This is a genomic window from Corynebacterium lubricantis DSM 45231 (assembly GCF_000379425.1).
GTDB classification, from domain to species: Bacteria; Actinomycetota; Actinomycetes; order Mycobacteriales; family Mycobacteriaceae; genus Corynebacterium; species Corynebacterium lubricantis.
In genome coordinates, this window is the sequence record NZ_KB902235.1 from 115,753 (window position 1) to 141,140 (window position 25,388).

Here is a 25,388-nt window from a genome sequence, read left to right on the forward strand (position 1 = left end):
AATAAATCATACTTTCTATATTTTTGCCCCCAAAAAGGGTGGCTGTTTGCACTGCCTTCCCGAGATTAAGCAGCACGACGAGTAGCTCGCATTTATGGTTATACAAGTATGGGGGCAGGGAAAAGTACTGGTTAACCCTTGTTTTATCTTCCCATACGGCTTTTTCAGATTAAACAAACTTATGGAAGGGGAATAATGGGAAACCAGGCTGTTACCAAGATTCTGTCCGATCTGGACAGCACTCGTGCCGAGCGCGAAGAGCTGCTCAAGCACTTCCACCAGCACCCCGAGCTCTCTTTGCAGGAGTACGAAACTTCCGCACGGATTCGCGCTGAGCTTGAGGCCGCAGGCATCGAGGTTCACTCGGTAGGAAAAACCGGTCTCGTCGCTATCGTTGAAAATGGCGAGGGCCCCGTCGTTGCTATGCGCGGCGACATCGACGCGCTTCCCGTCAAAGAAGTCTCCGGCAAGGACTACGCCTCCACCGCCGAGCAAGAAGACGAAAAGACGGGACAGACCTTCGCCGTCTCGCATGCATGTGGCCATGACTTCCACATCATGAGTCTGCTGTCCGCGCTGAAGTTCTACAACTCCCACAAGGATGCGTGGGCCGGCACCTACGTCGGTGTTTTCCAGCCTGCAGAAGAAATTGCTGCCGGCGCCCAGGAAATGGTCGATGCAGGTATCGCCGAGGTCATGCCGAAGCCAGATGTGTACCTCGGCCAGCACGTCATCGCTGTCACCCCGGGCGGCACCGTGGCCAGCAAGCCTGGCACGATCTTCACGGCGGCGTCGTCGATACGCGTCAAGGTGTACGGCAAGGGCTCTCACGGCTCCATGCCGCAGCTCAGCGTTGACCCCGTCGTGCTGGCTTCGGCTATTGTGACGCGCTTGCAAACTATTGTCGGTCGCGAAATTGCACCGAACGACATGGGTGTTGTCACCGTTGGCGCTATTCACGCCGGTACGAAGTCGAACATCATTCCTGATGACGCCGAGCTGCTGATCAACACCCGCGCCTACGACAAGGACGTCGAAGCGCACATGCACGAGGCCATCGAGCGCATCGTTCGCGCCGAGTGCGAGGCCGCTCGCTCCCCGAAGGAGCCAGAGTTCGAGTACTACGATATTTACCCTCTGACCTCCAATCACCAGGAACCGTTCGAGCAGGTCCGAGCAGTGTTCGACGATTTCTTTGGCGATGACTCGGTCGATATTGATCCGGTTTCGGCATCCGAGGACTTCTCCATCGTGCCGGACTCCATGGACGTGCCTTACGTGTACTGGTGTGTCGGCGGCTTCGAGGATTGGAAGAACGCTCCCGGCAACCACAACCCCGCTTTCGCCCCTGACCTGCAGCCAACGCTCGACCGCGGTGTCGAAGCTGCCGTTGTTGCTGCCTCTGCATGGCTAGTAAAGAATGAGGATGCATAAATCATGACCACCACAATGAAACGGGCAACCGAGTTCAAGGGCAATGACTCCGCCCTGCTCGGTATCGTCCTTGCAGTTATTACCTTCTGGCTCTTCGCTCAGACCACCCTGAATATCGGCCCTGCGATCGGTCAAGACATCGGCACCCCAGATGCCGTCATGAACATCGCGATTTCCTTGTCCGCACTGTTTTCCGGCATGTTCATCGTCGTGGCCGGTGGTTTCGCCGATAAGGTTGGCCGCGTCAAGATGGCTACCTGGGGCAACATCCTGGGCATCGTCGGTTCCCTCCTCGTCGGCCTGGCTGGTGGCCCAGCAGCACTTGCCACCACCATGCTCGTCGCCGGCCGTATCTTCCAGGGTCTGTCCGCAGCATTCATCATGCCGTCGACCATGGCTCTGCTGAAGACTTACTGGCAGGGCAAGGAGCGCCAGCGCGCCGTGTCCATGTGGTCGATCGGTTCCTGGGGCGGCTCCGGCCTAGCCGCGCTTTTCGGCGGCTTCATGGCTTCCACCCCACTGGGCTGGCGCTCCATCTTCATCATCTCCGCAGTCATCTCGGTCATCTCGATCATGCTGATGCGCCAGATCCCAGAAGATGCGCCTGCGAAGGATTCCAACAAGAAGACCGACTACCCAGGCATCATCTCGCTGGCACTGTTCGTGTTGACCCTGCTGCTCGTAATCACCCAGGGCTCCTCCATCGGCTGGACCAGCTGGATCACCTGGGCACTCATTGCAATCTGCATTGCCGCTCTGACCTGGTTCATCAAGGTTGAAATGGGCAATCCGAACGCACTGGTCGATTTCGACCTGTTCAAAAACCCAGTCTTCACCGGCGCAACCGTGTCGAACTTCCTGATCAACGCAACCGCCGGCCTGATCCCAGTTTCCCTCTGGGTGATGCAGGGTGCTGCTGGTTGGTCCGCTGCTCAGGCCGGCTACCTCACCATCGGTTATGCAGTGTTTATCATCGCGTTCATCCGCGTTGGCGAAAAGCTGCTGCAGCGCTTTGGCAACAAGAAGCCAATGATCTGGGGCGCGAGCATCGTCGCCGTGGCCATCGCACTGCTGATGTTCACCAACACCATGACCGGCACCTACGTTGTCCTGGCGATTATCGCTTACTGCCTGTTCGGCCTGGGCCTTGCGTTCTACGCCACCCCATCCACCGACGCTGCCCTGAGCGCGCTTCCCGACGACAAGGCAGGATCCGGCTCGGGTGTGTACAAGATGGCATCGTCGTTGGGTGCCGCTTTCGGTGCAGCAATTCCTACCTCGATCTTCACCGCAATGCAGACTTCTGGTTCCTCGGTGCTGGGCAACGTTGTGGATTTCTCCGGTCGTCAGGACAACATCGCTGTGCGTGAAGCTGGAATGGTGGCAATGGGCGTCATCCTGATCATGGCGCTGATTGCACTGGCATCGATCATCCTCCTGATCCCTGCGGAAGCGGGCAAGAAGAAGTCCGAGAATGCGGATAACAAGCCGGAAGAAATGCTGCACGCAGCCGAAGAAGAACTCGAAGCTGCAGAAGCCCGCTTGGTAAAGGCAACTGAAGCCGAAAAGGCCGCGCGCGCCAAACTTGCGCAAGCACAGCAGGCTGCTTCTGAGCTAGGCACCGGCACAGCAGCTGGATCTGCTCCCGCTACTGCAAAGTAATAGGACAAAGTAGAAGCTAGAAAACCAAAAACAGCGCCCTTCCTCTCCGAATGAAATCGGGGAGGAAGGGCGCTGTTTTTTCGTCGTCAAGCGAGCGAGGCTTATGCCTGCTGCATCTTGCCGTCCTTGTCCTTGAATGGGAATCCAAGGTGGCGGAGCAGCGCGCGGCCTTCTTCATTGTTGGTCGCGGTGGTCACGACGGTGATGTCCATACCGCGTGGGCGGTCGATCTTGTCAACGTCGATTTCGTAGAACATGGTCTGCTCGGTCAAGCCGAAGGTGTAGTTGCCATGTCCGTCGAACTGCTGGTCCGACAGGCCGCGGAAGTCGCGGATACGAGGAAGTGCAACCGTCAGCAGACGGTCCAGGAACTCCCACATACGGTCGCCGCGCAGGGTAACCTTTGCGCCGATTGGCATGCCTTCGCGGAGCTTGAAGTTAGCAATGGACTGCTTTGCGCGACGCAGCTGTGGCTTCTGGCCGGTGATCGCGGTGAGGTCTTCGAGAGCACCGTTGATCATCTTGGAGTCACGTGCAGCGTCGCCGACGCCCATGTTGACAACGATCTTGGTCAGGCCAGGGACCTGCATGACGTTGTCGTAGCCGAACTGCTCGCCCATCTTGCCGCGGATTTCTTCGCGGTACTGGGTCTTCAGGCGTGGTGTGTAGTTGTCAGCCATCTTAGATGTCCTCCCCGTTCGACTTAGCAACGCGAACCTTCTTGCCGTCTTCGTCGAAGCGGTAAGACACGCGGGATGGGTTTCCATCGGTATCCAGGATCATCACGTTGGATACGTGGATTGGAGCTTCCTGGGTTACGATGCCGCCGGACTCAGCGCCACGCTCGGTAGCGGAGTTTGCGACGTGCTTCTTCACACGGTTAACGCCCTCAACGAGGACCTTGTCGCGCTTCGGGTAAGCCTCGATGACCTTGCCCTGAGCGCCCTTGTCTGGTCCGGAAATTACCTGAACCATGTCACCCTTTTTGATCTTCATAAGACTAGATCACCTCCGGTGCGAGAGAAACGATCTTCATGAACTTCTTGTCACGAAGCTCGCGAGCAACAGGGCCGAAGATACGGGTGCCGCGTGGCTCAGAGTCGTTCTTGATAAGGACAGCTGCATTCTCGTCGAATGAGATGTAGGAACCGTCTGCACGACGGGTTTCCTTCTTGGTACGCACGATTACTGCGCGTACAACTTCGCCCGCCTTGACGTTGCCACCTGGGGCAGCGTCCTTGACGGAGGCGACGATGGTATCGCCGATGCCGGCGAAACGTCGAACAGATCCACCGAGGACGCGGATGCACTGAATTTCACGTGCACCAGTGTTATCGGCGACCTTCAGACGCGATTCTTGCTGAATCACAGTTGGTCTCCTGACCTGGATTATTGTGCGCCAGATTTCCGTCCTGTACGCACGTGGTCAATGTCTTCGAAGTCATGCTTTGCGACGAACTACTGTCGAAGGGTCTCGGCCTGGACGTTCGGAAATCAACGTCGCATGCCGACCAGCATAAACAACCCATGTATTAAACCATGTGGCGGCCGTATTTTCCAAATCGCCTTCTCACGCTTTAAGGCCGTGACCTTATACTATGCGCGCTTCTGGAAGATAATGGCGCACGATGTCTTCCTCGGTTGCTTGGTCGAGCGGTTCTGAGTCATCTGATTGCTTCACATCCACCTCGTTGAGGTCGTCGGTATTGCGCACCAGCACGGTAGTAATGCTGTCTTGTTCTGCAGCGTCGACGAGTTCGGCCATCATGCTCAGCGCCGGGGCGACGTCCTCGCCGTCGAGGCGTTGCAGGCTTAGCCGCGGGCTGGTTTCGCTTTGGGTTTCAAAGTTCACGATGGGCGGGGCATCGTAGACGGGAACGTAGTGGTCGATGAGCTGCGTGATGCGCTCCTGCTGTGCTGCGGCTTCTTGCCAGCTATTGGCCACGATAAATTCGATCCGGTCCGAGCGCGTCCCCTCTCCCGTGTCAGCGTTATTCGCCACTACCTCGACGTGGCTGATCCCTGGGACGGGTTGGCTGAATAGTTCGACCAGCCATGCATTCGCCACCCGAGGGTCGATGCGATACGTGGTGGGTGGGTTATCGGATTCGAGCCAGCCCGTGAAATAGCTCGGGTCCAGCGGATCCTTGGACCACTGCCCTTTGAGAAAGTCCGCCGAGTCTTCAATAGCGGTGCGCTCGTTGGGGTCCACGGTGATAGTCACGGTATATCCGCGCCAGGAATTGCTCTTCACCTCGCCTTCGATCTGAACATCGTGTCCGGCCAGATCCTGCTCCGCGCGAGCGAGCGAATTGTCTAGGGCTGATTGGGCACGCTCATCGGGGTTGTCTTGCTCGGTGGATCTATTGAACTGTCCCGTAATCACTCCGACGACGATGAGCACGAGGATCACGCTGATCAGTACAGGCAGCAAGTTTTTCGCCCTGGCAACAGCTACCGGACCAGCAGAGCGATACTCGGGCTGTTCCGGGGGATCCTGTTGGTTGTGCGGAGTCGTCATGCTTCTCACCTAAGCAAACATGGCTGTGGTCTGCAGTTTTTGCGCTGAAATTCACAGCCAGGCTGTCGGAATCGACCACGCTGATTTAGTGTTCGCTCCAGCAGGCATAAATGGCATATTTTTCGGGTTGGTCGATTCTGAAATCGACCACGTTAGATTTGGGCAGGGGCAACCAGCCTAAGAAACAGCAAAAGGCCCGCAACCGGGAAGGTTGCGGGCCTTTGCTCGTCGTAAAGCGAAAATGCTTTAGCGAGCCTTCTCTACGATCTCGACGAGACGGAAGTGCTTGTCCTTGGACAAAGGACGGGTCTCAGCGATGCGAACCAGGTCGCCGATGCCGGCAATCTGCTCCTCGTCGTGAGCCTTCACGCGCTTGTTCTTGCGCATGATCTTGCTGTACAGAGCGTGGGACTTGCGGTCCTCGAGCTGTACGACGATGGTCTTTTCCATCTTGTCGGACACAACATAACCCTGACGGATCTTCTGTGCGCCCTTGTCGGTGTTTTCAGTCACGTTAGCCTCACTCATGTTTACGCCTCAGCTCCTGGGATCACCGACAGGCCGAGCTCGCGCTCGCGCTGCACAGTGTAGATACGAGCGATGTTGCGCTTAACCTCGGAAATACGACGGTTGTTGGTCAGCTGGCCGGTAGCAAGCTGGAAGCGCAGGTTGAACAGCTCTTCCTTTGCCTCGGTCAACTTGTCGGTCAGTTCTTCCGGAGAGAGCTCACGGTATTCGTGTGCTGGGGTTCCTGCAGCCATTAGTACTGGTCCTCCTTAGCGATAATGCGGACCTTCATAGGCAGCTTCTGAGCCGCACGGCGCAGAGCCTCGGTTGCGGTAGCCTCATCCGGGTAGGACATCTCGAAGAGAATGCGGCCTGGCTTAACGTTAGCCACCCACTTCTCCACAGGGCCCTTACCGGAACCCATACGAACGCCGAGTGGCTTCTGGGTCAAAGGACGGTCCGGGAAGATGGTGATCCAGACCTTGCCACCACGCTTGACGTGGCGGTTGATGGCAATACGGCCTGCCTCAATCTGACGGTTGGTCACGTACGCTGGCTCGAGAGCCTGGATTGCGTAGTCACCGAACTGAATCTTGTTGCCACCCTTGGACACACCAGAACGAGTCGGGCGGTGCTGGCGGCGGTACTTGACGCGCTTAGGGATAAGCATTGAGTCTTAGCCCTCCTTCTTCTGCTCTGCACGCTGGCGGCGCTGGCCACCACGGCGTGGGCGGCGATCACGATCACCACGGCCACGGCCTGCGGACGGTGCGTTGAGCTCGGACTCGCGAACGCCACCAACGACGTCGCCCTTGTAGATCCAGACCTTCACGCCGATGCGGCCGAAGGTGGTGTGAGCCTCAGCGAAACCGTAGTCGATCTCTGCACGCAGGGTGTGCAGAGGAACACGGCCCTCGTGGTAGCGCTCAACGCGGGACATTTCTGCGCCACCGAGACGGCCGGAGCAGAGCACCTTGATGCCCTTGACCTGTGGCTGACGCATTGCAGACTGGATGGACTTGCGCATTGCACGACGGAATGCGACGCGGTTTACCAGCTGCTCGGCAATCGACTGAGCAACGAGAGTTGCGTTAGCGTCGACGTTCTTGACCTCGAGGATGTTCAGAGCGACCATCTTGCCGGTGAGCTTCTCCAGCTCACGGCGGATGCGATCTGCCTCTGCGCCACGACGACCAATCACGATGCCCGGACGGGCGGTGTGAATGTCAACGCGGACACGGTCACGAGTGCGCTCGATGACAACATCAGCGATACCAGCGCGGTCCAGGCCCTTGGACAGGAACTCGCGGATCTTGATGTCTTCTGCGACGTACTCGGAGTAGTTCTTATCGGCGTACCAGTGGGACTTCCAGTCAGCGGTAATACCCAGTCGTAGGCCGTGTGGGTGAATCTTCTGGCCCATTACTTGGCCCCTTCCTTCTGGCTTTCAACTACCACAGTGATGTGGGAGGTGCGCTTGCGGATCTGGAACGCACGGCCCTGAGCGCGTGGCTGGAAGCGACGCATGGTTGGGCCTTCGTTGGCGTAGCACTCAGAGACGATGAGGGTGCGTGGGTCCAGGCCGAAGTTGTTTTCAGCGTTGGCTGCTGCAGAAGCAACGACCTTGGCAACAGGCTTAGCTGCGCCCTGTGGTGCGTACTTCAGGATAGCCAATGCCTCGGACACGGTCTTGCCGCGAACGAGATCGAGGACACGGTTGACCTTCATCTGGGAGATGCGGACGAACTTCGCGGTCGCGGATGCGGAGGTGATTGTCTCACTCATCGCTTATCGACGTCCCTTCTGGTCCTTGATGTGACCCTTAAAGGTCTTGGTAGGTGCAAACTCACCGAGCTTGTGGCCAACCATTGCTTCATCGATGAACACTGGGACGTGCTTACGACCGTCGTGGACGGCGAAAGTGTGGCCAATGAAATCAGGAAGAATGGTGGAACGGCGAGACCAGGTCTTGATGACCTGCTTGGTGCCCTTCTCGTTTTGAGCGTCTACCTTGTTGAGGAGGTGCTCATCGACGAACGGGCCCTTCTTTAGGCTGCGTGGCATGTCTGTTTACCTCCTCTTAGCGCTTGTTCGCACGACGACGTCGCACGATCATGTTGTTGGAATAACGGTTCGGGTTACGGGTACGGCCTTCCTTCTGGCCCCAAGGGGACACAGGGTGACGACCACCGGAAGTCTTACCTTCACCACCACCGTGTGGGTGATCCACAGGGTTCATGACAACACCGCGGACCGTTGGGCGCCAGCCCTTCCAGCGCATACGGCCGGCCTTACCCCAGCGGATGTTGATCTGGTCAGCGTTGCCGACCTCACCAACAGTTGCGCGGCAACGAATGTCCACGCGACGGATTTCGGAAGAAGGCATACGCAGAACAGCGTAGGAGCCTTCCTTACCGAGCAGCTGGATGGAAGCACCAGCGGAGCGAGCAAGCTTAGCGCCTGCGCCTGGCTTGAGCTCCACGGAGTGGATGGTGGTACCGGTTGGGATGTTGCGCAGTGGAAGGTTGTTGCCAACCTTGATGTCTGCGTTCGGGCCCGACTCGAGAACCATGCCCTGCTTCAGGTTCTTTGGCGCAATGATGTAGCGCTTTTCACCGTCGTAGTAGTGCAGCAGTGCAATGTTTGCGGTGCGGTTTGGGTCGTACTCGATGTGAGCGACCTTTGCCAGCACGCCGTCCTTGTCGTTACGACGGAAGTCGATAACGCGGTAACGGCGCTTGTGTCCACCACCGCGGTGACGGGTGGTGATGTGGCCGTGAGAGTTACGACCACCCTTTTTCGGGAGCGGAGCCAGCAGGTTCTTTTCCGGAGTAGAGCGAGTGATCTCGCTGAACTCGGAAACGGAGCTGGCGCGGCGACCCGGAGTTGTCGGCTTGTACTTACGAATAGCCATAATTGTTCCTTGTCTTCGAAGTCTTCAGGTGGACGGTCTTAAGCGACCGAGCCGCCGAATACGTCGATGGAGTCGCTGCCATCGCGGAGAGTTACGTATGCGCGCTTGGTGTCCTTACGCTTACCGAAACCGGTGCGGGAGCGCTTGCGCTTGCCCTCACGGTTAACGGTGTTCACGGAAGCAACCTTGACGCCGAAAATCTCTTCCACGGCAATCTTGATCTGGGTCTTGTTTGCATCACGGTCCACGAAGAACGTGTACGTGTTCTGCTCCATCAGCGAGTAGGTCTTCTCAGAGAGGACCGGCGCGATGATGATTTCGCGAGCGTTCGAGGTGTTAGCCATTAGTTCTCCTCCTGCGCTTCTACTGCCTCAGCAGCGTTGCGGTTGGTGAAGGTGTGCAGCGCCTCGACAGAGAACACAACATCGTCGGAGTTCAGGACGTCGTAGGTGTTCAGCTGAGCTGGCTCGAGGATATGAACGTGAGGCAGGTTATTAGCGCTGCGACGTGCGTTCAAGTCCTCGCGGCCTACGACGAGCAGAACCGACTTGCGATCGGTCAACCGCTCGATGAAAGCGCGAGCTGCCTTGGTGGATGGGTCCTGGCCTGGAACGAGCTCCTCAACGACGTGGATACGTGCGTTGCGTGCGCGGTCGGTCAGAGCGCCAGCCAAAGCTGCCTTGATCATTTTCTTAGGGGTGCGCTGCGAGTAATCGCGTGGCACTGGGCCGTGGGAAATACCACCGCCGGTGTAGTGAGGTGCACGGATCGAGCCCTGACGAGCGCGACCGGTTCCCTTCTGGCGGAATGGCTTACGGCCACCGCCACGAACCTCAGCACGGGTCTTGACCTTGTGGGTACCCTGACGTGCTGCAGCAAGCTGTGCATTGACAACCTGGTGCATCAGTGGGATAGAAGCCTCACGGTCAAAAAGGTCGGCTGGAAGCTCAACAGTGCCGTTGGTCTTACCATCAGCGGTCTGGACATCTAGTGTCAGGTTGGTCATGCGTGAGCACCGCCCTTCACTGCGGTCTTGACGGTGACAACGCTGCCCTTAGCACCAGGGATTGCACCCTTGATGAGGATCAGGTTGGACTCGCCGTCGATCTTCTGGATCTTCAGGTTCTGCGTGGTAACGCGGTTGTTACCCATGCGTCCTGCCATGCGGGTGCCCTTGAAAACGCGGCCCGGGGTGGCCGACTGGCCAATCGAACCAACGCGACGGTGCGCAGCCTGGTTACCGTGAGCGGCCCCCTGACCTGCGAAGCCGTGGCGCTTCATAGCACCTGCGTAGCCGTGGCCCTTGGTGGTACCGGTGACGTCAACGAAGGTCTCGCCTTCGAAGATATCAACGGTGAATTCCTGGCCCAGCTCGTAGCCGGAAACATCGTCCATGCGAAGTTCCGCTACGTAGCGACGAGGGGTAACGCCGGCCTTCTTGAAGTGGCCAGCCTCTGGCTTGTTTGCCTTACGGGGATCGATCTCACCGTAAGCAATCTGGATGGCGTTGTAGCCATCGGTTTCGGTGGTGCGAATCTGGGTAACCACACATGGCCCAGCTTCGACGACGGTAACTGGGATAACCCGGTTCTCCTCGTCGAAGACCTGGGTCATGCCGAGCTTTTTGCCCAGAATGCCCTTGATCTCTGTGTTGTTCATTGTTTGTTCTCCGCTACAAAAGTCTTCGGGGATCTGCGATTACTGAATGTTCACGTCGACGCTAGCCGGAAGATCGATGCGCATGAGAGCGTCAACGGTCTTTGGCGTTGGGTCGAGGATGTCGATCAGACGCTTGTGAGTGCGCATCTCGAAGTGCTCGCGAGAGTCCTTGTATTTGTGTGGAGAACGAATAACAGCCCAGACGTTCTTTTCGGTTGGCAACGGCACTGGTCCAACGACGCGGGCACCCGTGCGGGTAACCGTCTCGACGATCTTCTTCGCAGATGCGTCGATCGCTTCGTGGTCGTAGGCCTTGAGCCGAATGCGGATTTTTTGTCCCGCCACGCTTTCCTCTTCCTCGCATCCCCCACATTCCACCTTTGGTGAAGCGGTGGGGTGTTAGCTTCTCGATTTCTCTATAACGTTGTCCGGGCTAGGCCACGGCATAAACGCCAGTGTCTTTTACTTGATGACTGCCATGACAAGATCCAGTAGATAAACAGACGCAACAAATAAGAGCGTTCTGTTCAGTGCTGCCGCCTAAGAGCTCGTCGCGAAGCGAGTGCTCTGAGGATGTCAGACTCGGAAGGGACGTATACCCCCATATACGGGATAAGCGTGTGCCTTACGTACTGCCGCTGTTTATTTGCCATGCCCCTTCTCCGGTCCCTGTTCTCGGAAGTGCCAAAAGGCCTGTACCCGATCGCGGGGCCTTCGTCAGGTTTTCGCTTTACGACGATCGCCTGTGCAAAGGTGTCATGTTCGCCTCACCAGCAGCGCCGAACGTTTACCAGGAGTATTCCCAGCAGGTCAGACGCTGTGTTAAAGCAACTTGAGTATTAAAACACGAGGTGAGGGCAAAAGGCAAATAGATACTGAACAAAGTTAACGTTTGCACTCTCGCCCATTTCGGTAGAGTGGGCCATATCGGACTTTATGTGGCGATGGCCATTCTTTACAGGCCTTTCTTGGCGTTCGCTTGGCGTCTCACTGCCCGAAATCCCCAACAAAACTTGCTTAACTGAGACGAACTTCATAAGAAATGCTCGTCTGAAAGGTTCATCATGACAACTCCTGATAACGCTTCTGCTGGACAGCAAACCGCGCCAGAGTCCACTCCCCGCCCACGTAACGAGAATCTGGAAACGGACCACGGCACCACCATTATTGAGGACACCGTTGTCGGTAAGGTCGCTGGCATTGCGGCTCGTGAAGTATCCGGCGTGTATCAGCTCGGTGGCGGAGCGGCCCGCATGGTGGGTGCCATTCGCGAATCGCTGACTTCGTCGAGCAATATCCAGCAAGGTGTGTCCGTCGAGGTTTCTGAGGGCCATGCCTCGGTGGGTGTGGCTGTCATTGCGGAATATGGTGTAGCCATCCACGAGCTCGCCAACGCGATCCGCGAAAATATCACCACTGCGATTACCCGGATGACCGGTTTGATCGTGGACAAGGTAGACATCACGGTCCACGACGTGCATGTGCCTAATCTCGACGACAATAGAGACGAAGCCTCCAAGGCCGTAGAGCAATAACATGCCAGAAACTGTTTCTTCCGCGGTCGGCCACGCCGCCCGCTTGGCCGCGCTGAGTGTTGCCGGTGTTGCAGACCTCCACCCCGGAAAATACGGCGAGGCAGCCTTGCTCCTGCCGGGTGAGCGCATCATTGGGATTAAGCCCATCCATCACGGTCAGATCGATCGCGTCGACGGGATTGAGATCCACTTGGTGATCGATGCGTCGGCTCGCCCAAACCTGCATGAGCTTGCCCTTGACGTGCGCTCTGCCGTACAACGTGCCACGGGAATGGAAACAGTAGATGTCATTATTGCCGATGCGGTGGACGGCGCAAAGGAAGCTGGGAAATGAAGAACCTTGTTGAAAACAAGATGCTCGCGGGCATCGTGATCGGTGTAGTCATCGCCTTCTCCATCATTCTCGGCGGATGGGCCGGACCCTTGTGGGTCCTGCTCTTCGGCGCAATCGGTGGCATCGTGGGAGCTCAGCTTGATGGGAAGCTAGATCTCGCTGAGGCGATCAGTACCTTGTCGGGTAAAGGTCGCAGTTAATGTCGTCTCAGCCCTTCAAGATCAGTGAGCGAGTATTTGAAAAGATCGCCACTGTAGCCACCAACTCTGTCCCCGGAGCGGTGAAGCAGGATGCAAAGTTGGCGGGTCTCGCCGGTCGTAGCCTGCCCCGTTTCGTTGCGACGATTGATCGTCAGGCGCATGCGGTGCACTTCGATGCCGAGTTAGCTATTGCCTTCCCCTCTCCTGCCCGGGCCGTGGTGCAGGAAATTCGGGAGTCCATCGCAGCTCGGGTGGAATCGTTTACGAGCTTTAAGGTTGCACGGATCAACGTGACCATCGCTTCGTTTGTCTCCGACGCGACTGGTCCACGCGTGACCCGAGAAGACCTGCGCTGGCACCAAACCGGCATCGATGCCCGAAGCATTATTTTGCCGACCTTCCACGTCGAGTACCCCATTGTGCAGCGACGGGCTGCGCTAGCTCCGATTACCGTCAATCGGAATGAGGCCATCTCACATGTCGAATGCCCTCCCCGGATCCCAGTTCAGACTGACGGATTTTTGGACACGGTCGAACGGATCCAGCTTCGGCCGGTCAGCACACCCCCGCCCATGAGAGTTACCACTCCCCCGCCTGTGGAGCCACAGGGTCTGAACCAGATCACTGTCGCTCCAATGCAGCCACTGAGGCAGGTCTCTGCTCCTGAATTTCCAGAGCGGAAAGTCTCAGTGGTTCCTTTTCAGGCACCACGAAGGATTAGCGCGCCGCAGCCGATCAGTTTGAAACCCATCACGATTCACCCGTTTGGAGGAACCCAATGAGCGCCGACAAACAACCAGGCTATGGTCAGGAACCGCGGGCGCACCCGCGAGCTCGCTCCCTCACCTTGGTCATAGGCGTGGTTCTCCTCGTGCTGGCAGGCATAATGATCCGCGATGTCTGGGTCTTGGTGGACGGACAAAATCCCGCCGACGGCTGGCTGGTAGCACCACTTACTTTCCTCGAGGGCTACAACATCACGCTTGGTGGCGCGGCCATCGGCATCCTCATTGCACTGGTCGGGTTGTGGGTGATTATTGCCGCTCTGCGCCCTAGAATGCACACCCATGTGAAAGTCTCGTCCACGGCGTCGATTTGGATGCGGCCCGTAGACATCGCGCGCAAGTCCACCGCCACGATGCAGCAGGAGTTCGGCTCCGATGATGTGCGCTCTCGCGCTGATCGTAAGCGTCTCAGCGTCGAAGTGGGCAGCGATGAAGCCGAGTCACTGAGCGAAGAGACCATTAAGGATGCTCTGCGTCCTGAACTGACGTTGCTCGACCCCACACCCAAGGTCAAAGTGACAGTTCTTCCTCCCGCCGCGAAGGAGTTCTGATGACTCACAAACTTTCGTTCTTTGACCGTCTCGCAGCGCTGATTGCGGGTTTGTTGCTTGTCGTCGGAGGCTTGATTCCCGTTGGGTTCTACTTCGAAATCCCGTATGTCAGCCCGTGGCTCCGATCTCTCGACTTCCAGCCGGTCCTCCAGTTGCACCAACAGTCGTGGTACGTCTGGGCCCTGGGCATCATCGCTTTCGTCCTCGTAGTGGTCGGCGGTTCAATGCTGGCGACGAACCTGCGCGGGCGGGGTTTTTCCCGCCGAGATACAGGTGACGAGGAAACCGGAAAGACGACGCTGCACATCGGCCGCTTGGCTGGTGCCATCGGCGATCACATGAAGGAGTCAGAGCCGGTCACTGGCGTTGATTCCAGCGTGTCCATGGTCAAGCAGCGCCCGACCATCACTTTTACCGTGCATGCGGACCCGCACGCGGATCTGCGCATGCTCGTCCATCTCATCGAAAACGTTGAGGCGGACTTTCGTGATGCCGTGGAGGATCTCGACATCGACACCGTCTACAAACTTCACCTCAACCGTGTCGATCCTTAAAGCTCGATCAAAACCACTGAGTCCACGACACCCAGGGGTCGATGTCCCCCGCCGCTGGCGGGCAGATACGCGAACTCCTCGCCCGGAGTACAAGAGACAATACGAGACCAGCTTAACGACGAGTAGTGCACCTCGCGCTGGCTGGATTCCCACACACCAAGTGTGTGCCCGATAATCATGCGGGTGCCGTCACGGAAATGCACCAGCCACATCGCATTGCTGATGTCGGCTCGCTCGAGGCCGTGCAGGCCGGGTGCCTCGCCCACATCCAGCCTGGTGATCAGGCTGACTACACCGTAGCGGTGGTCAATGCCTTCGAGGTCGGTAATCACTAGAGGTCGCCCAGGTCCTGTGGGACGGAGTTTCTCATAGGCCCACAACGCAGGTTGGCTTTTCCTGCTGCGCGCTGCCCGAACGACGACGTGCTCAGGCGCAACTGTAATTGACATGGCGGGTTCCACGGTGGTGACTAAGAAGGTGCCCTCGGAGGTGCCTGTACTGCTGAGCGGGAGGCTTGCCGGGTGGAGCAGATGCTCGTCGTCAAGCATCTTGATCAGCTCTTCGTCTGTGGTCCCCCACCCCACGCCGCGATTGGCCAGCACGCCGAAGAGTGTTGCTAGCGGGAGTTCTGGTTGGCCCTCCCAGGTGCGACGCAACTGTTCGAGTACGCGGGGGATGCGTGTGGGGTCTTCCATAAGGTGAAATTCTATCTGGAGACGCAAAATCGCCGCCTCCCCGGGGTGAACCGGGAAGACGGCGATTAAGAGGTGCTAGCAAGCTAGCGCGCTAGTTGGATCACTCAATGATCTTGGTAACGCGGCCTGCACCAACGGTACGGGAGCCCTCGCGGATAGCGAAGCGCAGGCCCTCGTCCATAGCAACTGGCTGGATGAGCTCGACGCTCATGTCAACGTTGTCGCCTGGCATAACCATCTCGGTGCCCTCTGGCAGCTTCACAACGCCGGTCACGTCAGTGGTACGGAAGTAGAACTGAGGACGGTAGTTGTCGAAGAATGGGGTGTGGCGGCCGCCCTCGTCCTTGGACAGGACGTAGACGGAGCCCTCGAACTTGGTGTGAGGGGTGTAAGCGCCTGGCTTGATGATGACCTGGCCACGCTCAACGTCCTCGCGCTTCACGCCGCGGAGCAGCAGTGCAGCGTTGTCGCCAGCCTCAGCGGTGTCGAGAAGCTTGTTGAACATCTCGATGGAGGTGACGGTGGTGGTGACTGGCTTTTCCTTGATGCCGATGATCTCGACGTCGTCGTTCAGCTTCAGGACGCCACGCTCAACACGGCCGGTAACAACGGTACCGCGGCCGGAAATGGTGAAGATGTCCTCGACTGGCATCAGGAAGTCGCGGTCGGTCTCGCGAACTGGGTCTGGGATGGAATCATCACAAGCCTGCATGAGCTCAACGATGGAGTCAACCCACTTCTCTTCGCCCTCAAGAGCCTTCAGAGCGGAGATCTGGATGATTGGAGCCTCTTCGTCGTAATCCTGCTCTGCGAGCAGCTCACGCACCTCCATCTCAACGAGCTCGATGATTTCCTCATCGTCAACCATGTCGCACTTGTTCAGTGCAACGAGGATGTAAGGAACGCCAACCTGGCGAGCCAGCAGCACGTGCTCACGGGTCTGTGGCATAGGGCCGTCGGTTGCAGCAACAACAAGGATAGCGCCGTCCATCTGAGCAGCACCGGTGATCATGTTCTTGATGTAGTCGGCGTGGCCTGGAGCGTCAACGTGTGCGTAGTGGCGCTTAGGGGTGTTGTACTCCACGTGGGAGATGTTGATGGTAATACCACGCTCGCGCTCCTCAGGAGCCTTATCGATCGCGTCGAAAGCGAATGCTTCGTTCTCATCAGGGTACTTGTCAGCAAGAACCTTGGTGATTGCCGCGGTGGTGGTGGTCTTACCGTGGTCAACGTGACCAATGGTACCGATGTTAACGTGCGGCTTTGTACGCTCGAACTTAGCCTTTGCCACTGTATGTCCTCCTGGACTTCATTGTGACTACGACTCTCGCAGCCACGGGGTTTACAGATGCCTTGCCAGCACGCCCTTATGGTTTGAGGGCGAACCAACTACAGCCATTTCACAATGTGCCAGTTACATGATCCTAGATTTCTCAAGGCCGTTTTTCAAACCACAGCCACCTTGTGAGCGGTTGTGATATCGGCCGATCCGGAAACCGAACCAACCTAGAGGGTAACGGCCGGCTCAAACACCACATCAAACGGGGTGGTGTTTCAGCCCGACCGCTACGCCGCCAGGGCGGGTAATGTTGATCACCTTCTTAAAGCCACTGGCATAGCTTCAAGCAGTTTGTATCCAGCGAACAACAATCCCCTTGATTTTACCGCCCGCATAAGCAGGCGGTGCAATCAGCTCCGACTAGTTGCCGTTGCGCTCGTCGATGATCTCCTGGGAGACGCTCGACGGAACTTCACCGTAGGAGTCGAAGACCATGCTGTAGTTAGCGCGGCCCTGGGTACGGGAACGCAGGTCGCCCACGTAGCCGAACATTTCGGACAGTGGCACAGTAGCCTTGACGACCTTAGCGCCGGAACGGTCTTCCATTGCGCCAACCTGGCCACGACGGGAGTTCAGGTCGCCGATGACGTCGCCCATGTACTCCTCAGGAGTAACAACCTCGACGGCCATCAGTGGCTCGAGAAGGACTGGCTTTGCCTTAGCCATAGCTTCCTTCAGAACCTGGGAACCAGCCATCTTGAAGGCCATTTCCGAGGAGTCAACGTCGTGGTAAGCGCCGTCTTCCAGCGTTGCCTTGATGTTGACCAGTGGGTAGCCAGCGAGGTAGCCGTACTGCATTGCATCCTGGATACCAGCATCCACGGAAGGAATGTACTCACGTGGGACGCGACCACCGGTGACGGCGTTCTCGAACTTGTAAGTTGCGGACTCACCCTCTTCCAGAGTCTCTGGATCTGGGTTGTAAGGCTCGATGGTGACGACAACCTTTGCGAACTGACCAGAACCACCGGTCTGCTTCTTGTGGGTGTAGTCCAGGCTCTCGACCTTCTTGCGAATGGTCTCGCGGTAAGCAACCTGAGGCGAACCAATGTTTGCCTCGACCTTGAACTCGCGCTTCATGCGGTCAACCAGGACGTCCAAGTGGAGCTCGCCCATGCCGCCGATAACGGTCTGGCCGGACTCGTCGTCCAGGTGAACGGTGAAGGTTGGGTCCTCTTCAGCAAGCTTCTGAATAGCAACGCCGAGCTTCTCCTGGTCAGCCTTGGTCTTTGGCTCAATAGCAACCTGGATAACTGGATCCGGGAAGTCCATGGACTCAAGGATGATTGGGTTTGCAGGGTCACACAGGGTGTCACCGGTGGTGGTGTTCTTCAGGCCGATGAAGGCGTAGATGTTACCAGCGTCTGCGTGCTCAACAGGGTTCTCCTTGTTGGCGTGCATTTGGAACAACTTACCAACGCGCTCCTTGGAGTTCTTGGTGGAGTTGAGCATCTGCTCGCCTGGGTGTGCCTGGCCGGAGTACACGCGAACGTAGGTGAGCTTACCGAAGAATGGGTGCACAGCGATCTTGAATGCAAGTGCGGAGAAAGGCTCTTCGATGGAAGGCTTACGGGTCAGTTCCTGGGTCTCGTCGTTCATTGCAACGCCGTGAACTTCGCCGATGTCCAGTGGGTTAGGCAGGAAGTCAACGACTGCGTCGAGCAGTGGCTGGATACCCTTGTTGCGGTATGCGGTACCACAGTAGACAGGGTAGATCTCAGAGTTAACGACCATCTTGCGGATAGCTGCCTTCAGCTCCTCGAGGGAGATCTCCTCGCCACCGAAGTACTTTTCCATGAGTGCTTCGTCAGACTCTGCAACGGTCTCGACGAGCTTCTCGCGGTACTCTGCAGCGCGCTCCTGCAGGTCTGCTGGGATTTCCTCAACAGTTGCTTCTGCACCGACCTCGACCTTGCCGCGCCAGGTCAGAGCCTTCATCTCAAGCAGGTCAACAACGCCGTCGAAGTCATCTTCGGCACCGATTGGCAGCTGCATAACGAGTGGCTTTGCACCAAGACGGTCTTCAATGGTTCCAACGGTGTAGTAGAAGTCTGCACCGAGCTTATCCATCTTGTTCACGAAGCAGATACGTGGAACGTCGTACTTTGCAGCCTGACGCCACACCTGCTCGGACTGTGGCTCCACGCCTTCCTTGCCGTCGAAGACAGCAACTGCACCGTCGAGGACGCGCAGGGAACGCTCAACCTCAACGGTGAAGTCAACGTGGCCCGGGGTGTCGATGATGTTGATCTGGTTGTTGTTCCAGAAACAGGTCACAGCAGCGGAGGTAATGGTGATACCGCGCTCCTGCTCCTGCTCCATCCAGTCAGTCGTAGCGCCACCGTCGTGGGTCTCGCCCACCTTACGGTTGATGCCCGTGTAAAACAGGATACGCTCGGTCGTGGTGGTCTTACCGGCATCGATGTGAGCCATGATGCCGATGTTGCGGACCTTGTGTAGGTCCTTAAGCACTTCTTGTGCCACAGTCTTACCCCAACTTAAGTAGTCGTGGACGTCGTGGATGGTCACCAGCGGACGCCGAAAGTGGATAGTTCTCGATCAATTCTGCCACTATTTATCCTCATTGGCAGTATGAGCGGGGGTAAAGAGAGATCTCTTACCATATTCCCAGTACACAAGAGCCCGATCGCCCAGTAATCTAGGCGCGCTTTGTGAAATGATATTCAATTCACGAAGGTGCTAGTTGCCGGTCGGTCGGGCTCATGTAGTTCGTCATCGATACAGCTGAATTACCAGCGGTAGTGAGCGAATGCACGGTTGGCTTCTGCCATCTTGTGCATGTCCTCGCGACGCTTGACGGAAGCGCCAAGGCCGTTGGAAGCATCGAGAATCTCGTTTGCGAGACGGTCGATCATGGTGTTCTCGCGACGCTGGCGAGTGAACATGACCATCCAACGCAGTGCGAGGGTGTTGGAACGGCCTGGGCGAACCTCAACAGGAACCTGGTAGGTTGCGCCACCAACACGGCGGGAGCGAACCTCGAGGTCTGGGCGGATGTTGCCGAGTGCCTTTTCCAGGGTACCCACCGGGTCGGTGCCGGTCTTTTCGCGGCACTTCTCGAGTGCGCCATAGACGATGCGCTCTGCGGTGGACTTCTTGCCATCCTGCAGAACCTTGTTTACGAGCTGGGTAACCAGTTCGGACTGGTATACGGGGTCCTTAACGATAGGACGCTTTGGAGCAGCATTCTTACGCATTGATTACTGTCCCTTCTTTGCGCCGTAGCGGGAACGAGCCTGCTTACGGTCCTTAACGCCCTGGGTATCCAGTGCGCCGCGGATAATCTTGTAACGAACACCAGGAAGGTCCTTCACACGACCACCACGAACGAGCACCATGGAGTGCTCCTGGAGGTTGTGGCCCTCACCTGGGATGTATGCGGAAACCTCGATGCCGGAGGTAAGGCGCACACGGGCAACCTTACGCAGAGCGGAGTTAGGCTTCTTAGGAGTGGTGGTGTACACGCGGGTGCACACGCCACGACGCTGTGGGGAACCCTTCAAAGCTGCAGTTGCAACCTTGCGGCTCTTGTCGTGGCGGCCCTTGCGGACCAGCTGCTGAATAGTTGGCATGAACCGTCTTTCTATCTATCTGATCGGTTTCCGGCCGGGAAAACCGACCGATTAAATTGAAAAGCTTGGGTTGTACTTTCAAGCTCCGATTCCCAATTTCTCATCTGTCTCAAAACAGGTGAAAGCCAGTCAGCCGCTCTCGCTGGCCTACTGGGCAAAATTGGGTCCCACCATCGAGACGTGGGATACCCGTGCAACGTTACTACACGGGGTCCTTAATCTAAAAATCCCTCAAATTCTTCGGTTGTTTTTACCAGGATCTGCTCGGTATATTTGCGTGCGTCAACCTATCGCTGTGGAAGGTAAAGTCGGATGTATGACTGAGGCTGCCGAACCACACCTCCCACGCAAACGCGCCACCGACGATGAACGCCAAAACGTTGCCGATATTTTGTCCGAGGCGATGTCCAACGGCCAATTGAACTATCAAGAATTCGACGACCGCTCGAAGCAAGCTTGGGCCACCACCTACCGCGATGAGCTGGATGCCATAGTCATCGACCTCATTGATCCCAACACGCGCCCGAGCTTCAACGTGCCGGAACGCCCCCGGAGCCGCGAGGTCTTCATACCCAAGGCCGCACATGTCGCGCCTTCTGACGGGGGAACCAAGCGTTCACTCGGCTTACTGGGCGCGACTAGTTTGTCCGGCGACTGGCTCGTCGCCCGCAACCACGTCTCTATCGCGCTGATGGGCGGCAATTACGTTGACCTCCGCGAGGCCCGCTTCGCCGCCCAAGAGATCACCATTAGCGCCTGGGCTGTCATGGGCGGCATCCAGATCATTGTCCCCGAAAACGTACGCGTACTCTCAGAGGGCCATGGCTTCATAGGTGCCTTCGTGATCCGGGACGACGAGAACGTCTCCATCCCGGTCAGCGCCCTGCCGGCTGATGCCCCGGCCGTGCGCATCGTGGGGCTGGGCTTTATGGGCGCCGTCGATGTGGTCCGCGCCCCACTGGATATAGACATCCAGGAAGAACTAGACAAGTAGCACCACCCCACCAAGACAAACGCTTGCGGCCCCGCTCCCTCTCGTGAGGGTGCGGGGCCGCAAGCGTATTCAGCAGACCGTATTAGCCAGAGGCCTGCTTCCTAGAGCTGATCGAAGCCGTATTCGTCCAGTGGGACGGAAGCGCCGGTGAATTCACCGTAGCCATCGTCGCCGTAGATCGAATCGCCGAAGCTTGGAACAGAGTAAGCAACCGAGCTTGCAGCCTCAGTCGGCTTGACGGAGATGTTTCGGTAACGCGAGATACCGGTACCAGCTGGGATCAGCTTACCGATGATCACGTTCTCCTTCAGGCCGATGAGCTGGTCAGAGCGCTTGTTGATTGCAGCGTCGGTGAGAACACGAGTGGTCTCCTGGAACGATGCAGCCGACAGCCACGACTCGGTAGCCAACGATGCCTTAGTAATACCCATGATCTCGGAGCGCAGCTCAGCTGGCTCACCGCCGTCAGCAACTGCTGCGGAGTTCACCTGCTTTGCCTCGGAGAGATCAGCCAGGGTACCTGGCAAGTAGTCGGTGGTACCAGCGTTGATGACGGTACCGCGACGCAGCATCTGACGGATGATGATCTCGATGTGCTTATCGTGGATAGACACACCCTGGGCACGGTAGACGGCCTGAACTTCGTCGATCAGGTGCTTCTCCACACCACGGCGACCAAGCACCTCAAGCACATCGTGCGGATCGGCAGCACCGCGAAGCAGACGATCGCCCAGTTCGACGTGGTCGCCGGCGCGCAGGGAGCGCTCGATCATCGCGTTCGGGTTCGACTCCATCGGACGACGCACCTGGGCAAGGCCCTGGCGCTTCGAGAGCTTCTCGTACACGACATCATCGGAGCCATCATCTGGAGTGATAGTCAGGGTCCAGAAGTTGCCCTCGTCGGAAAGCGATACGGTACCAGCCGTGGACGCGATCGGTGCGCGGTTCTTTGGCACACGTGCCTCGAACAGCTCCTGAACACGTGGCAGGCCGCCGGTAATATCGCCACCGACACCACCCTGGTGGAAGGTACGCATGGTCAGCTGGGTACCAGGCTCACCAATCGACTGTGCAGCAACGATGCCGACTGCCTCGCCGATATCGACGAGCTGGCCGGATGCCATGGACTTGCCGTAGCACTTAGCGCAGACACCGGTTGGGGTCTGGCAGGTCAGTACCGAGCGAACCTTGACATCGGTGATACCAGCTTCGACGATTGCGTCAATGCGATCCTCGGTCAGGTCGGTGCCTGCCTCGAAGAGGACATTGCCCTCAGCGTCCTTCAGGTCGGATGCGAGAACGCGGCCGGAAACGGTGGTCTCCACGAGCTCGTGGCGCACGAACTTGTCGCCCACCTGCTCGGCGATTGGCACGCGCACACCCTGGCGGGTTCCACAGTCGTCCTCGCGGACAATGACGTCCTGAGCGACGTCGACGAGACGACGGGTCAGGTAGCCGGAGTCAGCGGTACGCAGAGCGGTATCGGCCAGGCCCTTACGGGAACCGTGGGAGTTGTTGAAGTACTCCAAGACCGACAGGCCTTCACGGAAGGAGGTCTTGATTGGACGGGTGATGTACTCGCCGCGCGAGTTCACAACCATGCCCTTCATACCTGCCAGGGTCCAGATCTGGCGCATGTTACCGGCAGCACCGGACTTCACGATCATTGGAATTGGGTTGTCGTCTGGGTAGAGGTCCTCCACGGCCTGACCCACCTTGTTGGTGGCGTCCTGCCACAGCTCAACGAGACGGTCGTAGCGGTTCTCCTCGGTCAGAGCACCCTTCTCCCAGAACTTGCGCTCGATCTCTTCGGCTTCCTTCTCGTACTGCTCAAGAATCTCAGTCTTGTTAGGCAGGACCAAAACGTCAGCCATGGAGATGGTCACACCAGAGCGGGTTGCCCAGTAGAAACCGGAGTCCTTCATCTTGTCCAGAGTCTGAGCCACGGTGATCATTGGGTACTTCTCCACCATGGCGGAGATGATGTCGCCCAGCAGGATCTTGCCGGAGCCACCGCCCTTACGGACCATGGCGCCTTCCTGGTAAGGGAAGTTATAAGGCAGAAGCTCATTGAACATGATGCGACCCAGGGTGGTGTGGGCAGTCCAGGACTGACCCTTCTCCCAACCGTCAGGGAACTGCTCTGCTTCGATCTCCAGCGTTGGACGCAGGTGATCGATGCGCACCTCGATTGGTGCCTGCAGGCCAAGAACACCGCGGTCGCGGGCCATGATTGCCTCAGCGTAGGAGGAGTACACGCCGCGTGCCGGGCCGTTCTCGTCTGCTGGCTGGAAGCGGCCTTCGCCACCAATCTCGTCAGGTCCCTTGTCCATGGTCAGGAAGTACAGACCGGTGACCATGTCCAGACGTGGCATAGCCAGTGGCTTGCCGGATGCAGGCGAAAGAATGTTGTTCGAGGACAGCATCAGGATGCGAGCCTCGGCCTGAGCCTCGGCGGACAGTGGCAGGTGAACTGCCATCTGGTCGCCGTCGAAGTCAGCGTTGAAAGCTTCACATGCCAATGGGTGCAGCTGGATAGCCTTACCCTCGACAAGCTTCGGCTCGAACGCCTGGATACCCAGACGGTGCAGGGTTGGTGCGCGGTTCAAAAGCACTGGGTGCTCGGAAATCGCTTCTTCCAGAACGTCCCACACCTCAGGGCGCTGACGCTCAACCATGCGCTTTGCAGACTTGATGTTCTGCGCGTAGTCGTTGTCCACCAGGCGCTTCATCACGAATGGCTTGAACAGCTCAAGAGCCATCAGCTTCGGCAGACCACATTCGTGGAGCTTGAGTTGAGGACCAACGATAATCACGGAACGACCGGAGTAGTCCACGCGCTTACCCAGCAGGTTCTGACGGAAACGACCCTGCTTGCCCTTGAGCAAGTCAGACAGGGACTTCAAAGGACGGTTACCAGGACCGGTGACAGGGCGACCACGACGACCGTTGTCGAAGAGTGCGTCGACGGATTCCTGCAGCATGCGCTTCTCGTTGTTCACGATGATCTCTGGTGCCCCCAGTTCGATCATGCGCTTGAGGCGGTTGTTGCGGTTGATCACACGGCGGTAGAGGTCGTTCAAGTCGGCGGTAGCGAAACGGCCACCGTCGAGCTGCACCATTGGGCGCAGCTCTGGTGGGATCACTGGGATCGCATCCAGAATCATGCCCACTGGGTCATTGCCGGAGCGCTGGAATGCAGCGACAACCTTGAGTCGCTTCAGAGCACGGGTCTTCTTCTGGCCCTTGCCCTCATTGATAATGGTGCGCAGCTCTTCAGCTTCCGCATCCAGATCAAAGTTGCGGATCAGGGTCTGGAGTGCTTCTGCACCCATGCCGCCGGTGAAGTAGTCCTCGTAGCGGTCCTGGAGTTCCTCGTAGAGGTTCTCATCAATGATCATCTGCTTTGGAGCAAGCTTGACGAAGGTCTGCCAGATCTCGTCGAGACGGTCGACCTCACGCTCGCCACCCTCGCGCAGGTGCTGCATGTCCTTGTCCGCGGCCTTTTGGACCTTGTTGCGGACGTCAGCCTTGGCACCTTCAGCCTCCAGAGCTGCGAGGTCTTCCTCGAGCTTCTGGGCGCGCTCAGCGATCTGTGCGTTGGTGTCAGCCTCTACGTCCTTCTTCTCCAGCAGCATTTCTGCTTCCAGAGTGGACATGTCTGCGTGACGTGCCTCGGTATCAACCGAGGTGATGATGTTCGCAGCAAAGTAGATGATGCGCTCAAGGTCCTTTGGAGCCAGGTCCAACAGGTAGCCGAGGCGGGAAGGAACACCCTTGAAGTACCAGATGTGAGTCACAGGAGCAGCGAGCTCGATGTGGCCCATGCGCTCACGACGCACCTTGGACTTGGTCACCTCAACGCCACAGCGCTCACAGATGATGCCCTTGTAACGGACGCGCTTGTACTTGCCACAAGCACACTCCCAGTCACGGGTTGGGCCGAAAATACGCTCGCAGAACAGGCCGTCCTTCTCTGGCTTGAGCGTACGGTAGTTAATGGTCTCCGGCTTCTTTACCTCGCCATGGGACCAACGGCGGATGTCGTCGGCAGTGGCCAGGCCGATGCGGAGCTCGTCAAAGAGGTTTACGTCGAACACGTAAATACCCT

Annotated in this window: 30 protein-coding genes; 9 read left to right on the forward strand and 21 right to left on the reverse strand. The window is 57.7% G+C overall.

What is annotated here, in order from left to right; all coding sequences use genetic code 11:
* Nucleotides 1-195 precede the first annotated feature (195 nt).
* Nucleotides 196-1,434 (forward strand): amidohydrolase, encoded by a 1,239-nt coding sequence (locus A37O_RS0112085; RefSeq protein ID WP_018297766.1) that lies wholly within the window; start codon nucleotides 196-198, stop codon nucleotides 1,432-1,434.
* A gap of 3 nt (nucleotides 1,435-1,437) precedes the next feature.
* The gene (locus tag A37O_RS0112090; protein WP_018297767.1) at nucleotides 1,438-3,096 is read left to right on the forward strand and encodes an MFS transporter; all 1,659 of its coding nucleotides are present in this window, start codon (nucleotides 1,438-1,440) and stop codon (nucleotides 3,094-3,096) included.
* A gap of 101 nt (nucleotides 3,097-3,197) precedes the next feature.
* On the opposite strand, the gene rplE is transcribed toward A37O_RS0112090, so the two are convergent.
* From rplE to rpsJ, 15 genes are all read right to left on the reverse strand, one after another.
* Nucleotides 3,198-3,776, reverse strand: coding sequence for a 50S ribosomal protein L5 (rplE, locus tag A37O_RS0112095; protein ID WP_018297768.1), 579 nt, complete (start codon nucleotides 3,774-3,776; stop codon nucleotides 3,198-3,200).
* A gap of 1 nt (nucleotide 3,777) precedes the next feature.
* A complete protein-coding gene (rplX, locus tag A37O_RS0112100; protein WP_018297769.1) occupies nucleotides 3,778-4,092 on the reverse strand; it encodes a 50S ribosomal protein L24 in 315 nt (104 codons plus the stop codon).
* Between the two features lie 4 nt (nucleotides 4,093-4,096).
* A complete protein-coding gene (gene rplN / locus A37O_RS0112105; protein ID WP_018297770.1) occupies nucleotides 4,097-4,465 on the reverse strand; it encodes a 50S ribosomal protein L14 in 369 nt (122 codons plus the stop codon).
* 222 nt (nucleotides 4,466-4,687) lie between these two features.
* Complete coding sequence (locus A37O_RS0112110; protein WP_018297771.1) at nucleotides 4,688-5,617, reverse strand: hypothetical protein; 930 nt, start codon at nucleotides 5,615-5,617, stop codon at nucleotides 4,688-4,690.
* A gap of 246 nt (nucleotides 5,618-5,863) precedes the next feature.
* A complete protein-coding gene (rpsQ, locus tag A37O_RS0112115; RefSeq protein WP_018297772.1) occupies nucleotides 5,864-6,145 on the reverse strand; it encodes a 30S ribosomal protein S17 in 282 nt (93 codons plus the stop codon).
* A gap of 2 nt (nucleotides 6,146-6,147) precedes the next feature.
* Nucleotides 6,148-6,378, reverse strand: coding sequence for a 50S ribosomal protein L29 (gene rpmC / locus A37O_RS0112120; RefSeq protein ID WP_018297773.1), 231 nt, complete (start codon nucleotides 6,376-6,378; stop codon nucleotides 6,148-6,150).
* On the reverse strand, nucleotides 6,378-6,794 hold the full coding sequence (gene rplP, locus A37O_RS0112125) for a 50S ribosomal protein L16 (RefSeq protein ID WP_018297774.1): 417 nt from the start codon (nucleotides 6,792-6,794) through the stop codon (nucleotides 6,378-6,380). The genes rpmC and rplP overlap by 1 nt, the downstream gene beginning before the upstream one ends.
* A 6-nt stretch (nucleotides 6,795-6,800) precedes the next feature.
* Nucleotides 6,801-7,547 carry a 30S ribosomal protein S3 gene (gene rpsC, locus A37O_RS0112130; RefSeq protein ID WP_018297775.1) on the reverse strand — a complete coding sequence of 249 codons (747 nt, stop codon included), beginning with the start codon at nucleotides 7,545-7,547 and terminating at the stop codon, nucleotides 6,801-6,803.
* Nucleotides 7,547-7,909 (reverse strand): 50S ribosomal protein L22, encoded by a 363-nt coding sequence (rplV, locus tag A37O_RS0112135; protein WP_018297776.1) that lies wholly within the window; start codon nucleotides 7,907-7,909, stop codon nucleotides 7,547-7,549. Before rplV ends, rpsC begins: the two co-directional genes overlap by 1 nt.
* Before the next feature lie 3 nt (nucleotides 7,910-7,912).
* Nucleotides 7,913-8,188, reverse strand: coding sequence for a 30S ribosomal protein S19 (rpsS, locus tag A37O_RS0112140; RefSeq protein ID WP_018297777.1), 276 nt, complete (start codon nucleotides 8,186-8,188; stop codon nucleotides 7,913-7,915).
* Nucleotides 8,189-8,204: 16 nt separating this feature from the next.
* On the reverse strand, nucleotides 8,205-9,038 hold the full coding sequence (gene rplB / locus A37O_RS0112145; protein ID WP_018297778.1) for a 50S ribosomal protein L2: 834 nt from the start codon (nucleotides 9,036-9,038) through the stop codon (nucleotides 8,205-8,207).
* 38 nt (nucleotides 9,039-9,076) lie between these two features.
* Nucleotides 9,077-9,382, reverse strand: a complete 306-nt coding sequence (gene rplW, locus A37O_RS0112150) for a 50S ribosomal protein L23 (RefSeq protein ID WP_018297779.1) — start codon at nucleotides 9,380-9,382, stop codon at nucleotides 9,077-9,079.
* A complete protein-coding gene (gene rplD / locus A37O_RS0112155) occupies nucleotides 9,382-10,044 on the reverse strand; it encodes a 50S ribosomal protein L4 (protein ID WP_018297780.1) in 663 nt (220 codons plus the stop codon). The genes rplW and rplD overlap by 1 nt, the downstream gene beginning before the upstream one ends.
* Nucleotides 10,041-10,697 carry a 50S ribosomal protein L3 gene (rplC, locus tag A37O_RS0112160; RefSeq protein ID WP_018297781.1) on the reverse strand — a complete coding sequence of 219 codons (657 nt, stop codon included), beginning with the start codon at nucleotides 10,695-10,697 and terminating at the stop codon, nucleotides 10,041-10,043. Before rplC ends, rplD begins: the two co-directional genes overlap by 4 nt.
* A gap of 39 nt (nucleotides 10,698-10,736) precedes the next feature.
* Nucleotides 10,737-11,042: a 30S ribosomal protein S10 gene (rpsJ, locus tag A37O_RS0112165; RefSeq protein ID WP_018297782.1), complete on the reverse strand. Its 306-nt coding sequence runs from the start codon at nucleotides 11,040-11,042 to the stop codon at nucleotides 10,737-10,739.
* A 719-nt stretch (nucleotides 11,043-11,761) separates the two neighbouring features.
* On the opposite strand from rpsJ, the gene A37O_RS0112175 reads away from it, so the two are divergent.
* From A37O_RS0112175 to A37O_RS0112200, 6 genes are read left to right on the forward strand one after another with little or no spacing between them, the layout of a single operon-like run.
* Entirely contained in the window at nucleotides 11,762-12,232 is a 471-nt protein-coding gene (locus tag A37O_RS0112175; protein ID WP_018297784.1) for an Asp23/Gls24 family envelope stress response protein, read from the forward strand.
* A gap of 1 nt (nucleotide 12,233) precedes the next feature.
* Complete coding sequence (locus A37O_RS0112180; RefSeq protein ID WP_018297785.1) at nucleotides 12,234-12,566, forward strand: hypothetical protein; 333 nt, start codon at nucleotides 12,234-12,236, stop codon at nucleotides 12,564-12,566.
* A complete protein-coding gene (locus A37O_RS0112185) occupies nucleotides 12,563-12,766 on the forward strand; it encodes a hypothetical protein (protein ID WP_018297786.1) in 204 nt (67 codons plus the stop codon). The genes A37O_RS0112180 and A37O_RS0112185 overlap by 4 nt, the downstream gene beginning before the upstream one ends.
* Nucleotides 12,766-13,548 carry an Asp23/Gls24 family envelope stress response protein gene (locus A37O_RS0112190; protein WP_018297787.1) on the forward strand — a complete coding sequence of 261 codons (783 nt, stop codon included), beginning with the start codon at nucleotides 12,766-12,768 and terminating at the stop codon, nucleotides 13,546-13,548. Before A37O_RS0112185 ends, A37O_RS0112190 begins: the two co-directional genes overlap by 1 nt.
* On the forward strand, nucleotides 13,545-14,102 hold the full coding sequence (locus A37O_RS0112195) for an Asp23/Gls24 family envelope stress response protein (protein ID WP_018297788.1): 558 nt from the start codon (nucleotides 13,545-13,547) through the stop codon (nucleotides 14,100-14,102). The genes A37O_RS0112190 and A37O_RS0112195 overlap by 4 nt, the downstream gene beginning before the upstream one ends.
* Entirely contained in the window at nucleotides 14,102-14,656 is a 555-nt protein-coding gene (locus A37O_RS0112200; RefSeq protein ID WP_018297789.1) for an Asp23/Gls24 family envelope stress response protein, read from the forward strand. The genes A37O_RS0112195 and A37O_RS0112200 overlap by 1 nt, the downstream gene beginning before the upstream one ends.
* On the opposite strand, the gene A37O_RS0112205 is transcribed toward A37O_RS0112200, so the two are convergent.
* From A37O_RS0112205 to rpsL, 5 genes are all read right to left on the reverse strand, one after another.
* Nucleotides 14,653-15,351 carry a hypothetical protein gene (locus tag A37O_RS0112205; protein ID WP_018297790.1) on the reverse strand — a complete coding sequence of 233 codons (699 nt, stop codon included), beginning with the start codon at nucleotides 15,349-15,351 and terminating at the stop codon, nucleotides 14,653-14,655. The two genes, A37O_RS0112200 and A37O_RS0112205, sit on opposite strands and share 4 nt — an antisense overlap.
* Before the next feature lie 100 nt (nucleotides 15,352-15,451).
* A complete protein-coding gene (gene tuf, locus A37O_RS0112210) occupies nucleotides 15,452-16,642 on the reverse strand; it encodes an elongation factor Tu (RefSeq protein ID WP_018297791.1) in 1,191 nt (396 codons plus the stop codon).
* Between the two features lie 408 nt (nucleotides 16,643-17,050).
* Entirely contained in the window at nucleotides 17,051-19,174 is a 2,124-nt protein-coding gene (gene fusA, locus A37O_RS0112215) for an elongation factor G (RefSeq protein WP_026196347.1), read from the reverse strand.
* Between the two features lie 266 nt (nucleotides 19,175-19,440).
* Complete coding sequence (rpsG, locus tag A37O_RS0112220; protein ID WP_018297793.1) at nucleotides 19,441-19,908, reverse strand: 30S ribosomal protein S7; 468 nt, start codon at nucleotides 19,906-19,908, stop codon at nucleotides 19,441-19,443.
* 3 nt (nucleotides 19,909-19,911) lie between these two features.
* The gene (gene rpsL, locus A37O_RS0112225) at nucleotides 19,912-20,283 is read right to left on the reverse strand and encodes a 30S ribosomal protein S12 (protein WP_018297794.1); all 372 of its coding nucleotides are present in this window, start codon (nucleotides 20,281-20,283) and stop codon (nucleotides 19,912-19,914) included.
* 316 nt (nucleotides 20,284-20,599) lie between these two features.
* Between rpsL and A37O_RS0112230 the strand changes: the two genes are divergently transcribed.
* A complete protein-coding gene (locus A37O_RS0112230) occupies nucleotides 20,600-21,277 on the forward strand; it encodes a DUF1707 SHOCT-like domain-containing protein (protein ID WP_018297795.1) in 678 nt (225 codons plus the stop codon).
* Between the two features lie 101 nt (nucleotides 21,278-21,378).
* On the opposite strand, the gene A37O_RS0112235 is transcribed toward A37O_RS0112230, so the two are convergent.
* Nucleotides 21,379-25,377 carry a DNA-directed RNA polymerase subunit beta' gene (locus A37O_RS0112235; RefSeq protein WP_018297796.1) on the reverse strand — a complete coding sequence of 1,333 codons (3,999 nt, stop codon included), beginning with the start codon at nucleotides 25,375-25,377 and terminating at the stop codon, nucleotides 21,379-21,381.
* Nucleotides 25,378-25,388 lie beyond the last annotated feature (11 nt).